This is a genomic window from Desulfomicrobium escambiense DSM 10707 (assembly GCF_000428825.1).
GTDB lineage: Bacteria > Desulfobacterota > Desulfovibrionia > Desulfovibrionales > Desulfomicrobiaceae > Desulfomicrobium > Desulfomicrobium escambiense.
Map to the genome: position 1 here is coordinate 89,862 of NZ_AUAR01000017.1, position 9,494 is coordinate 99,355.

Annotated in this window: 12 protein-coding genes; 11 read left to right on the plus strand and 1 reads right to left on the minus strand. The window is 66.1% G+C overall.

Features of this window, described 5'->3' with window-relative positions; translation table 11 throughout:
• Positions 1–58 precede the first annotated feature (58 nt).
• Entirely contained in the window at positions 59–688 is a 630-nt protein-coding gene (gene rdgC / locus G394_RS0113635; protein ID WP_028578132.1) for a recombination-associated protein RdgC, read from the plus strand.
• The gene (locus G394_RS0113640) at positions 688–1,209 is read left to right on the plus strand and encodes a hypothetical protein (protein ID WP_028578133.1); all 522 of its coding nucleotides are present in this window, start codon (positions 688–690) and stop codon (positions 1,207–1,209) included. The genes rdgC and G394_RS0113640 overlap by 1 nt, the downstream gene beginning before the upstream one ends.
• 123 nt (positions 1,210–1,332) lie before the next feature.
• Here G394_RS0113640 and G394_RS0113645 read toward each other — a convergent pair whose 3' ends face one another.
• Positions 1,333–1,827: a PilZ domain-containing protein gene (locus G394_RS0113645; RefSeq protein WP_028578134.1), complete on the minus strand. Its 495-nt coding sequence runs from the start codon at positions 1,825–1,827 to the stop codon at positions 1,333–1,335.
• A 346-nt stretch (positions 1,828–2,173) separates the two neighbouring features.
• Here G394_RS0113645 and G394_RS0113650 point away from each other — a divergent pair, with 346 nt between their 5' ends.
• The 9 genes from G394_RS0113650 to G394_RS0113690 form a co-directional block, all read left to right on the plus strand.
• Positions 2,174–3,229 (plus strand): BMP family ABC transporter substrate-binding protein, encoded by a 1,056-nt coding sequence (locus tag G394_RS0113650; protein WP_028578135.1) that lies wholly within the window; start codon positions 2,174–2,176, stop codon positions 3,227–3,229.
• A gap of 9 nt (positions 3,230–3,238) precedes the next feature.
• Positions 3,239–4,303, plus strand: coding sequence for an ABC transporter permease (locus tag G394_RS0113655; RefSeq protein ID WP_028578136.1), 1,065 nt, complete (start codon positions 3,239–3,241; stop codon positions 4,301–4,303).
• Positions 4,300–5,220, plus strand: a complete 921-nt coding sequence (locus G394_RS0113660) for an ABC transporter permease (RefSeq protein ID WP_028578137.1) — start codon at positions 4,300–4,302, stop codon at positions 5,218–5,220. Before G394_RS0113655 ends, G394_RS0113660 begins: the two co-directional genes overlap by 4 nt.
• A 9-nt stretch (positions 5,221–5,229) precedes the next feature.
• Positions 5,230–5,715 carry a xanthine phosphoribosyltransferase gene (gene gpt, locus G394_RS0113665; RefSeq protein WP_028578138.1) on the plus strand — a complete coding sequence of 162 codons (486 nt, stop codon included), beginning with the start codon at positions 5,230–5,232 and terminating at the stop codon, positions 5,713–5,715.
• Between the two features lie 3 nt (positions 5,716–5,718).
• Entirely contained in the window at positions 5,719–7,221 is a 1,503-nt protein-coding gene (locus G394_RS0113670) for an ABC transporter ATP-binding protein (protein WP_028578139.1), read from the plus strand.
• Entirely contained in the window at positions 7,208–7,876 is a 669-nt protein-coding gene (locus G394_RS19265; protein ID WP_043775957.1) for a class I SAM-dependent methyltransferase, read from the plus strand. The genes G394_RS0113670 and G394_RS19265 overlap by 14 nt, the downstream gene beginning before the upstream one ends.
• 8 nt (positions 7,877–7,884) lie before the next feature.
• Complete coding sequence (gene nikR, locus G394_RS0113680) at positions 7,885–8,304, plus strand: nickel-responsive transcriptional regulator NikR (protein ID WP_028578140.1); 420 nt, start codon at positions 7,885–7,887, stop codon at positions 8,302–8,304.
• Positions 8,304–9,110, plus strand: a complete 807-nt coding sequence (gene folE2 / locus G394_RS19270) for a GTP cyclohydrolase FolE2 (RefSeq protein ID WP_051307198.1) — start codon at positions 8,304–8,306, stop codon at positions 9,108–9,110. The genes nikR and folE2 overlap by 1 nt, the downstream gene beginning before the upstream one ends.
• A gap of 13 nt (positions 9,111–9,123) precedes the next feature.
• The coding region (locus G394_RS0113690) for a flagellar basal body rod C-terminal domain-containing protein (RefSeq protein ID WP_028578141.1) at positions 9,124–9,494 on the plus strand (371 nt) is incomplete at its 3' end.

The following is a 9,494-nucleotide window of genomic DNA, read 5'->3' on the forward strand; positions in this document are numbered from 1 at the left end:
TGAAACGACTTTGAAACAAAACCATGGTGCCGTCAAAGGCGGCGCAAGGGAGGATACCTTGGGATTCATGTCAGCCAGCGTCGGCCTCACCCGCTACCGCATCGTCGAGGAGGACATCCCCTCGACCCTGTGGCACGAGATCGAGGACCGGCTCAAACGCAACGCCTTTCGCGACATCGACGGCAGCGCCGAGGAGCGCAGCTTCGGCTGGGTCTCCTTCGACAACATGCTCGACCCCGATTTCGCCCTCTGCCCCCCGGAAAAAGGCCCCTACCTGGCCTTCACCCTGCGCCTGGACACCCGGCGCATCCCGCCGGCGGTCATGAAGAAGCACCTCCTCGTGGCCATGAACGAGGCCATGCAGGCCATGCGCGAGCAGGGCAAGAAGTTCGTGACCAAGGAGCAGAAGGCCGAGATCCGCGACCAGGTCGAACTGCGCCTGCGGGCCAGGACCCTGCCCATCCCGGCCTGCTTCGACGTCATCTGGGACACGGACAAGCAGATCGTGTCCATCGCCTCGACGCAGTCCAAGCTGACGGAGCTCTTCGAGGAGCTCTTCACCCACACCTTCGGCCTGACGCTCGAACCCCTGACCCCGTATTTTCTCGCCCTGCAGCTCATCGGCAAGGACCGCCAGGCAGAACTGGACGAGTTCGAACCCACCGTTTTCGCCCAGGGAGGTGCATGATGGATCTCGATCACGCGCAGACAGTCAGCCTCATGCTCGGCCAGGAATTCCTGACCTGGCTGTGGTTCGCCAGCGAGACCAGCAGTGGCCTCTTCCGCACCAAGGACGGCGAGGCCTTTTCCGTGACCGTCGAACAGAAGGTCTCGGTCCAGGGCGGCGAGGGGGAAGCCAAGGAGACGGCCGTGTGCAGCGGCCCCATGGCCGAGCTGCGGGAGGCCCGCATGGGCCTGGCCACCGGCAAGAAGGTCAACAAGGTCAAGGTGCGCATCGAAAAGGACGAGGCCGCCTGGCAGGTCCTGCTCGACGCCGCAACCTTCACCCTGCAGGGCCTCAAGACCCCCAAGGTGGACACCAAGCTGGAGGAGGGCGAAGACCCCGACGCCCGCATCCTCGAAAAGGTCTACCTCACGGAAAAATGCATGGCCTACGTGGACACGGCCTACGCCCGCTTCCTGGACCTGCGCTTCAGCCCCCACTGGAAAGAGGAAACAACCAGACTGCGCAGATGGCTGGAAGGCTAACCCCGCCGTCCACCAAGTCCATACAGTCCATCTCGTCCAGACGATCCATTGCAGCCTGCCAAAAAACTCGCCCCGGGGCACAACCGTACCCCGGGGCGATGAGAGTCGGACCTGCCCGGAAAATCAGTACAGGTAGCTCTGCAGGGCCTGATAGCTGTCGAGGTCCGCGTCGTCGAAGCTGGCGCCGACCTGGTAGCTGTCCTGGGTCTGGAAGATTCGCTTGCCCTGGCATTGGATGGTGATGGGCCGGTCCTCCTGGGGCAGGGCGAAGACCACGTCGAACGCGTCCAGGCTCTCCTCTTCCAGGGCGCCGTTGTGCTCGTTCTTGGGCACCACGAGATTGATCCCCCCTAGGGAGAGATTGGTGATCTTGCTGGCGTGGAAATGCTTGCGGGCGCCGTTCGTGCCGCTGATGATGGCCGGGATGGTCTTGTGCTGGCGCGGGAACCTCCGGCGGTCCTGCATGAGAATATCCTGACCGGCCTGGGATTGGAGAAAATCCTGCAGCACGGCATCGATAAAGCCGGAAAGGGTCGTCTTGTTCTTCTTGGCAAGCCGTTTCAGCGACTTGCTGAACTCTTCCGTGGTCCGGAAACTTATCATGGTGTCTTTGGACATGAGGTCCTCCGTATCGTCATATGATCTTCGTCGAAAACCGTCTGACATATTAGAAGAAGCATGCCGACTGCCTCAAGATTCTTTTAAATGAGCATGTTATACACTTCAAACCCCAGAAACGGCGATCAAGGCCGCCGCCTTTCGTCCGGTTTTTCCGGATTATCTTTTTCATTATCAACAAATGTCTGACATATGTCCATCTTTTCCGGACGCCGGGACCGCCCCCCTGACTGTTGCCAGGCTGACGGGTATTGGCTATGTGCCTAGTGCTTGGCACTCTCACCTTTGGCGGACGCGGTGTCCGTCATACAAACCCCAATCAGAATCATGATACGGAGGAAGGATGATGCGCAAATGTTTGTCCCTGTTCCTGCTGGCGTTCCTGGCCCTGGGAGCGACCGCCTTCGCCGAGGACACCAAGGTCGGTTTCGTCTACGTGTCGCCGGTGGGAGACGCCGGATACTCCTACGCCCATGACCAGGGCCGCCTGGCCGTGGAGGCCATGGACGGCGTGACCACCTCCTTCGTGGAGTCCGTGGCCGAGGGCCAGGATTCCGAGCGCGTCATCATGAACATGGCCCGCAAAGGCTACGACATCATCTTCACCACCAGCTACGGGTACATGGACCCGACGCTGAAGGTGGCCAAGGAATTCCCCAAGGTCAAATTCCTGCACTGCTCCGGCTACAAGAACGCAGCGAACATGGCCAACTACTTCGGCCGCATCTACCAGGCCCGCTACCTGACTGGCATGGTCGCCGGCGCCATGACCAAGTCCAAGGTCCTGGGCTACGTGGCCGCTTTCCCCATCCCCGAAGTCATCCGCGGCATCAACGCCTTCACCTTGGGCGCCCAGTCCGTGAACCCCGACGTGCAGGTCCGCGTGGTCTGGACCAAGACCTGGTATGACCCGGCCACTGAGAAGGAAGCCGCCAAGTCCCTGCTGGACGTGGGCTGCGACGTCATCGCCCAGCATCAGGACTCCCCCGGCCCGCAGGAGGCCGCCCAGGAGCGCGGCGTATGGTCCATCGGCTACAACTCCAACATGTCCGCCTTCGCGCCCAAGTCCCACCTGACCTCCGCCGTCTGGAACTGGGGCCCCTTCTACAAAGAGATGGTCCAGCAGATCAAGGACGGCACCTGGAAGGCCCAGTTCTACTGGTACGGACTGGACCACGGCGTCGTCGACATCGCCCCCTTCGGCCCCATGGTCCCCGAAGACGTGCAGAAGACCGTCCTGGCCAAGAAGGCCGAGATCGCCTCGGGCGCCTACAAGGTCTTCAGCGGCCCCATCAAGGACCAGTCCGGCGCGGAGAGAGTCGCCGCCGGCGCCGTCATGCCCGACGAGGAACTGCTCGGTTTCAACTGGTTCGTTCAGGGCGTCGTCGGCACCCTGGAATAAGGGTCGCACATGCCCGTCTTGTCCGCCGTTCGTCGACAGGAGCCCCTTGGCTGGGGCTCCTGTCTTGTTTTTCTGGCCGCCCTCGCCCTGGCCTTCACGGTCAGCGGGACGCTCCTGGCCGTGCAGGGCAAGCCGGCCCTGCAAGCCTTGTGGCTCCTGGTCGAGAGCGCCTTCGGTTCTCGCTACGCCCTTGAGGACTGCCTCATCAAGGCCGTGCCCATTTTTCTCTGCTCCCTGGGCGTGGGCCTGACCTTCCGCCTGCAGGTCTGGAACATCGGGGCCGAGGGCCAATTCGCCCTGGGCGCCGTGGGCGCGACCTGGGCGGCCCTGACTTTCCCGAGCTGGCCCTGGTACGCCCTGCTGCCCTTCATGCTGCTGTGCGCCTCGGCGGCGGGCGGCCTCTGGGGCGCCATTCCGGCCGTGCTGCGCCTGAAGCTCAAGGCCAACGAGATCATCGTCACCCTGATGCTCAACTACGTCGGCATCCTCATCCTCGACTTTCTCGTCTACGGCGTGTGGAAGGACCCGGCCAGCTTCGGCTTCCCCATGACCAGCGAGTTCGTCCCGGCGGCCGTGGTGGCGCGCATCGGCGACACGCGCCTGAACTGGGGCCTGCTCCTGTGCCTGGCCGTTGGCGTGCTCATGTCCGTGTTCCTGCGCTCCACCCGCCTGGGCTTCGAGCTGCGCGCCTGCGGCGAAAACGTGCGCGCCGCCCGCTACGCCCGCATGCCCTATGCCTTTCTAGTGGTGCTGGTCATGGTTGTCAGCGGGGCCCTGGCCGGCTGGGCCGGGTTCCTGGAAGCCTCGGCCACCCTGGGCAGGCTGCAGCCGAGCATCATGTCCGGCTACGGCTACACGGCCATCGTCGTGGCTTGGCTGGCCAACCTGAACCCCCTCGTCATCGCCGTGGCCTCCTTCCTCCTGGCGGGCGTGCGCGTCGGCATGGAGACCCTGCAGCTCGACCTGCAGGTGCCCGCGGCCTTCGGCGGCATCATGGAGGGCTCCATCCTCCTGGCCGTGCTGGCCGGCGGCTTCTTCTCCCGCTACCGCCTGCACCTGCGGAGGGCCGCATGAGCCTCGAAATCCTCCTGGCCCTCCTGGCCGCCACGGTGCAGGCCGGAACCCCGATCCTCTACGCCACCCTGGGCGAGATCCTGACCGAGAAGGGCGGCGTTCTGAACCTGGGCGTGGAGGGCATGATGCTCGTCGGCGCCCTGGCCGGGTTCCTGACCGCCCTGCACACGGGCTCCCCGGCCCTGGCCTTCCTGACCGGCGGCCTGGCCGGCGCGGGCATGGCGGCCCTGCACGGCGTGGTCTGCATCTGGTTCCAGGGCAACCAGACCGTCTCGGGTCTGGCCCTGACCATCTTCGGCACGGGCCTGGCCGGGTTCTTCGGCACGCCCTACGTCGGCCGCACCGCCCCCGGCTTCGACAAGTTCTCCCTGCCCGTACTGGGCGACATCCCGCTCTTGGGCGACATCTTTTTCCAGCAGGATGCCCTTGTCTACGTGTCGTACCTCGTCCCGCCGCTCATGTGGGCCTTCTTCCGCTACACGCGATGGGGCCTGGGGGTGCGCGCCGCGGGCGAGAGCCCTGCGGCCACGCGCGCCGCGGGACTGAACGTCCTGGGCTTCCGCTGGGCCGCGCTCCTGGGCGGCGGGGTGCTGGTGGGCTTCGGCGGCAGCTACCTGAGCTTGGCCTACACCCACCTCTGGACCAACGGCCTCTCCTCGGGGCGCGGCTGGATCGCCGTGGCCCTGGTCATCTTCGCCTTCTGGCGTCCGTCCCGGGCCATGCTTGGGGCCTATCTCTTCGGCGGGGTCATGGCCTTCCAGCTCCGCCTGCAGGCCATGGGCACGGCCCTGCCGTCGTCCATCCTGCTCATGCTGCCCTATGTGTTGACCATCGCGGCCCTGGCCTTCTCCTCGTGGCGCAGCAAGCGCACCGAGGCCCCGGCCGCGTTGGGCGTGAACGTGGAACCATCGGAATAGGATAACTCAATGAGCGAAAACAGATACCAGCGCACCTACCCCATCTCCTGGGACCAGCTACACCGCGACGCCAAGGCTCTGGCCTGGCGCCTCCTGGACAAGGACTTCTTCAGGGGCATCATCGCCGTGACCCGCGGCGGCCTCGTGCCCGCGGCCATCATCGCCCGCGAGCTGGACATCCGCCTCGTCGACACCATCTGCGTGTCCAGCTACGACTGGCAGAACCAGAAAGGCGAGGTGAAGCTGCTGAAGGGCATCGAGGGCGACGGCCAGGGCTGGCTCATCGTCGACGACCTGGTGGACACCGGCCGCACGGGCAAGCTCATCCGCGAGCTGCTGCCCAAGGCCCACTTCGCCTGCGTCTACGCCAAGCCCGCCGGCCGCCCCCTGGTGGACACCTTCATCACCGAGGTCAGCCAGGACACCTGGATTCTCTTCCCCTGGGACGCCGAATCGCAGTTCGTGCAGCCCCTGGCCGGGAAGCGGCAGGGATAGCTCGTGACCCCGTCCACGCCAGCGGTCGGCCTGCGCGGCATCACCAAGGTCTTCGGCTCGGTCCGGGCCAACAACGCCATCAGCCTGGACATCCACGCCGGGCGGATCAAGGCCCTGCTGGGCGAGAACGGGGCGGGCAAGAGCACCCTCATGTCCATCCTGGCGGGCCACTACCTGCCCGACGCCGGCGAGATTTTGATCGACGGCCGCCCGTGCCACCTGCGCTCCACCAAGGACGCCATCCGCGCCGGCATCGGCATGGTCTACCAGCACTTCATGCTGGTCGAGGCCATGACCGTGGCCGAGAACGTGTTCCTGGGCCAGGAGCCGGGCTTCCTGCTCTCGCCCAAGGCCATGCAGGAACAGGTCAGGGCCCTGGGCGCCGCCTTCGGCCTCGATGTGGACCCGGCAGCCCGCGTGGCCGACCTGTCCATGGGCGAGAAACAGCGTGTGGAGATCCTGAAGCTTCTGCAGCGCAAGAGCCGCATCCTCATCTTCGACGAGCCCACGGCCGTGCTCACGCCCCAGGAATCCGAGCAGCTCTTCGCGGCCCTGCGCAGCATGGCCGCCCAGGGCAAGGCCATCGTCTACATCTCCCACAAGCTGGGCGAGGTCATGGCCCTGGCCGACGAGATCGCCATCCTGCGCAAGGGCGAGGTGGTGGACGAGGTCCCGGCCGCCGAGGTGCATTCCCAGTCGGACCTGGCTCGGCGCATGGTCGGCCGCGAGGTGCTCCTGGAGGTCACCCGCGCCCCGGTGGAACTGCGCCAGAACGTGCTGCGCATGGCCGGGGTCAAGGCCGGCGTCATGCGCGACGCGTCCCTGAGCCTGCGGCAGGGGGAGATCCTGGCCGTGGTCGGCGTGGCCGGCAACGGCCAGAAGGAGCTGGTCGAGACGGTCTGCGGCCTGCGGGCGCCCGAGGCCGGCGAGGTCTCGGTGCTCGGCAAGAGCTGGCAGTCCTTCTTCGCCGACCCGTCCTGGCAGGGGGGCCTGAGCTACGTCCCCGAGGATCGTCAGGGACTGGCCGTGTGCAAAGGCATGGACCTGGTGGACAACTTTCTGCTGACCACCCGCCAGGGCTACAGCTCCACGGTCTGGCTGCAGCGCGACAAGGCTGCAGACGTGGCCCGGGAACTCGTCGAGCAGTTCAAGGTCTCGCCGCCCGACGTGACCTGCCAGGCCAGGCAGCTTTCAGGCGGCAACCTGCAGAAGATGGTCCTGGCGCGCGAATTTCACCGCCGTCCGCGCCTCATCGTGGCCGAGCAGCCCACCCAGGGCCTCGACGTCTCGGCCATCGAGGAGGTCTGGGCGACCCTGCTGGCGGCCCGCGAGGAGGCCGGCATCCTGCTGGTCACCGGAGACCTGTCCGAAGCCCTGGCCCTGGCCGACCGCATCGCGGTCATGTTCGGCGGCGGAATCGTCGACGTCTTCCCGTCCGGCGACCGGCAGCGCGTGGACCGCATCGGCCAGATGATGGCCGGCATGAGGCCCGATGCCGAGCACTGAGCAGCCGGACAGCTTCCAGCGACTCACCGTGCAGACCGCGGGCCGGACCTGGGCCCTGGAGCGCCCGGCGGACCTGGAGTCCCTGTGGCAGTCCCTGGACGAGGACGACCCCGAGGCCGAGGAGCACATCCCCTACTGGGTGGAGCTGTGGCCCGCGACCCTGGCCCTGTGCGACTGGCTGGCCCGGCAGGACCTGGCCGGACGCACCTGCCTGGACCTGGGCTGCGGGCTCGGTCTTTCGGCCCTGGTGGCATCCGGCCTGGGCGCGCGGGTCGTGGGGATGGACTACGAGCGGGACGCCCTGTATTTTGCCGCCAGGAACGCCCGGCTCAACGACGTGCCCCAGCCCCTGTGGCTGTGCATGGACTGGAACCGCCCCGGCTTCGCGCCCCGCGCCTTCGACCATGTCTGGGGCGGCGACATCTTTTACGAGCAGCGGTTTTTCGAACCGCTGGAAAAACTGCTGCTGCACTGCCTTGCCCCCGGGGGCAAGGTCTGGTTCGGCGACCCCGAGCGCACCGTGTCCCAGGCCGTGTGGCCCCGCTTCGCCCGCCGCGGCTGGCGGGTCGCAGGCCGGGGACAGGTGGTGGTGCCTTTCGAGGGGGCGCGCATGACGGTCAACGTCTGGGAACTTTCCCGCCCGGACGTCACATAGGAGGAAACATGGGTCAGACAATACGTTTCGGAGTGTCCCTGGACTCCGACCTGCTGGAGAAATTCGACGCCCTGTGCGAGGAGCGCTGCTACCAGACCCGCTCCGAGGCCATTCGCGACCTCATCCGCGGCACCCTGGTGCAGAAGGAATGGGAGGACCTGAACAAGGAGATGGTCGGCACACTGACCCTGGTCTTCGACCACCATCACTCGGACCTGGCCCAGAAGATGACCGAGATCCAGCATTCCTCCCTGGACGTCGTCCACTCGTCCCTGCACATCCACCTGGACCACCACAACTGTATGGAGGTGCTCATCCTGCGCGGCCCCGGGCAGGACATCAAGGCCACGGCCGAGCGGCTCATCTCCACCAAAGGCGTCAAGCACGGCAAGCTGACCCTGGCCACCACCGGGCAGGACCTGAAGTGATGCGCGATGTGCAGAGCGGTCCGGCCGACGTGGCCCTGCGCATCGACCGGGTCGGGGTCAAGAACCTCTCGGTGCCCCTGACGGTCCGCGACAGGGCCAGGGGCCGCCAGCAGACCGTGGCGCGCGTGGACCTGAGCGTGGACCTTCCGGCCGAGTTCAAGGGCACGCACATGAGCCGCTTCCTCGAAGCCCTGCGCGACATGGAGACGACCCTGGACACGGCCAGCTGCGGACGCCTGCTCCAGGACCTTCGCGACCGCCTGCAGGCCAGGAGCTCCCACCTGTGCTTCCATTTCACGTATTTTCTGGAGCAACGCGCCCCGGTCACGGGCAGCCCCGCCCTGATGGACTACGCCTGCTTCCTGCGCGGCACGCTCATGGACGGGGGCGTCGAGCTGGTCCTGGGCGTGGAGGTGCCGGTCATGACGGTCTGCCCCTGCTCCAAGGCCATTTCCGCCGAGGGCGCCCACAGCCAGCGGGCCATGGTCCGCATCGAGGCGGGGTGCTCGGGCATGCTCTGGCTGGAAGACCTCATCGCCATCGCCCAGGAGTCCGGCTCATCCCCGGTCTACGCCCTGCTGAAGCGCGAGGACGAGAAGTTCGTGACCGAGGCGGCCTTCGCCTCGCCGACCTTCGTCGAGGACGTGGTCCGCAACGCGGCCTCCCGTCTGGCGGCCCACCCGAAGGTGCGCGGCTTCAGGGTCGAAGTGGAGTCCTTCGAGTCCATCCACAACCACAGCGCCTACGCCCGCATCGACCAGATGGGGGTTGACGAAACGTCCGGCCGGGATATTGTGAACCCATGACCGGAGGTGCCCCATGATCGAGAACGTGCAGGCCCTGCAGGCCATTTCCGTTTCCCAGCAGGTCGCGGCCAACAACGTGGCCAACGTGAACACGAACGAGTTCCACTCCAGCCGCGTGGAATACGAAACCGGCCCGAACGACCGCGGCGTGCGGGTGTCCGACATATACGAAAACACCGCTCCCGGCCCTCTGGTCCAAGGCGGCGAATACGTCGGGACCGAAGAAGGCCTGCGCTACGAGGAAACCCTGGTCGAAGGATCCAACACGGACCTGGCCACGGAGATGGTGCAGATGATCGAGAACGAGCAGGCCTTCGCCGCCAACGTCGCGGCCCTGCACACCAATTTCGACATGACGGGCGTGCTCATCGACATGATGGTCTG

Bases quoted from the DNA above. Each gene is read 5' to 3' on its own strand.
- G394_RS0113640 (WP_028578133.1), top strand. From the start codon at position 688: ATGGATCTCGATCACGCGCAGACAGTCAGCCTCATGCTCGGCCAGGAA.
- nikR (WP_028578140.1), top strand. From the start codon at position 7,885: ATGGGTCAGACAATACGTTTCGGAGTGTCCCTGGACTCCGACCTGCTG.
- G394_RS0113660 (WP_028578137.1), top strand. From the start codon at position 4,300: ATGAGCCTCGAAATCCTCCTGGCCCTCCTGGCCGCCACGGTGCAGGCC.
- G394_RS0113655 (WP_028578136.1), top strand. From the start codon at position 3,239: ATGCCCGTCTTGTCCGCCGTTCGTCGACAGGAGCCCCTTGGCTGGGGC.
- G394_RS0113645 (WP_028578134.1), bottom strand. From the start codon at position 1,827: ATGTCCAAAGACACCATGATAAGTTTCCGGACCACGGAAGAGTTCAGC.
- G394_RS0113650 (WP_028578135.1), top strand. From the start codon at position 2,174: ATGCGCAAATGTTTGTCCCTGTTCCTGCTGGCGTTCCTGGCCCTGGGA.
- gpt (WP_028578138.1), top strand. From the start codon at position 5,230: ATGAGCGAAAACAGATACCAGCGCACCTACCCCATCTCCTGGGACCAG.
- folE2 (WP_051307198.1), top strand. From the start codon at position 8,304: ATGCGCGATGTGCAGAGCGGTCCGGCCGACGTGGCCCTGCGCATCGAC.
- G394_RS19265 (WP_043775957.1), top strand. From the start codon at position 7,208: ATGCCGAGCACTGAGCAGCCGGACAGCTTCCAGCGACTCACCGTGCAG.